Genomic DNA, 1,033 nt, shown 5'->3' on the forward strand with positions numbered 1-1,033 from the left:
TCGGGCGCCGTCACCCAGGCCACCGTCAACGGCGGCAAGTGACCCAGAGGTAAGGGCACTGAGAGGCAACACCCGTGACTGTTGACATCGACAAGACGGACGGCGGCCCGGCGGACACCCCGCCGGCCGGCCCCGAGGCCATCAAGGCCATCCCGGTCCGTCACTACGGCCGCTACCTGGCGGCCGTGGTCGCCGTCGCCCTGCTGGCCAGCATCGTCTACGCCTTCTCCCAGGGGAAGATCAACTGGGGAGCGATCCCCGACTACTTCTTCGACGACCGGATCATCGAAGGCGTCGGGCAGACGCTGCTGCTGACCCTGCTCTCCATGGCCATCGGCATCGTCGGCGGCATCACGCTCGCAGTNNGGCTGGTCTTCGAGTACATCAACCTCGGGCCGATCTACAAGGACTACTGGTCCGACTTCATGACGCCGTTCCTGACGGCGCTGCTCGGCCTGGGCCTCAACGAGGCCGCGTACATGGCCGAGATCTGCCGGGCCGGCCTGCTCGCCGTCGACGAGGGCCAGACCGAGGCGTCGCACGCGCTCGGGATGAGCCACAGCAAGACGCTGCGCCGGATCGTGATCCCGCAGGCGATGCGCGTGATCGTGCCGCCGACGGGCAACGAGGTCATCAACATGCTGAAGACGACCTCGCTGGTGTCCGCGGTCCAGTTCTACGAGCTGTTCCGGTACGCCCAGGACATCGGCCAGACCTCCGGCGCCCCCGTCGAGATGTACTTCCTCGCCGCGGCCTGGTACCTGGTCATGACGTCGGTCCTCAGCGTCGGCCAGTACTACATCGAGCGGTACTACGCCCGCGGCTCCAGCCGCAGCCTGCCGCCCACCCCGTGGCAGCGGGTCCGCGCCAACCTCGCTCCCGTCTTCAACCGGAAGGGGGTCACGGCATGACGTCCATGGTCAAGGCCGAGGGCGTCCACAAGTCCTACGGCCCCGTCGAGGTCCTCAAGGGCATCGACCTCGAAGTGAAGTCGGGCGAGGTCTTCTGCCTCATCGGCCCCTCCGGCTCCGGC

General features: G+C 67.6%; 3 pseudogenes. All 3 read left to right on the forward strand.

The features are described from left to right. Positions 1-74: 74 nt before the first annotated feature. Positions 75-364 (forward strand): annotated as a pseudogene (locus AOK24_RS51490) (amino acid ABC transporter permease); the annotation flags it as partial. Between the two features lie 2 nt (positions 365-366). After that, a pseudogene (locus tag AOK24_RS34115) lies at positions 367-911 on the forward strand (amino acid ABC transporter permease); the annotation flags it as partial. Then, positions 908-1,033 (forward strand): annotated as a pseudogene (locus AOK24_RS47900) (ectoine/hydroxyectoine ABC transporter ATP-binding protein EhuA); the annotation flags it as partial. The pseudogenes AOK24_RS34115 and AOK24_RS47900, both read left to right, overlap by 4 nt.

This window comes from Streptomyces niveiscabiei (genome assembly GCF_001419795.1).
Taxonomy (GTDB): Bacteria; Actinomycetota; Actinomycetes; order Streptomycetales; family Streptomycetaceae; genus Streptomyces; species Streptomyces niveiscabiei.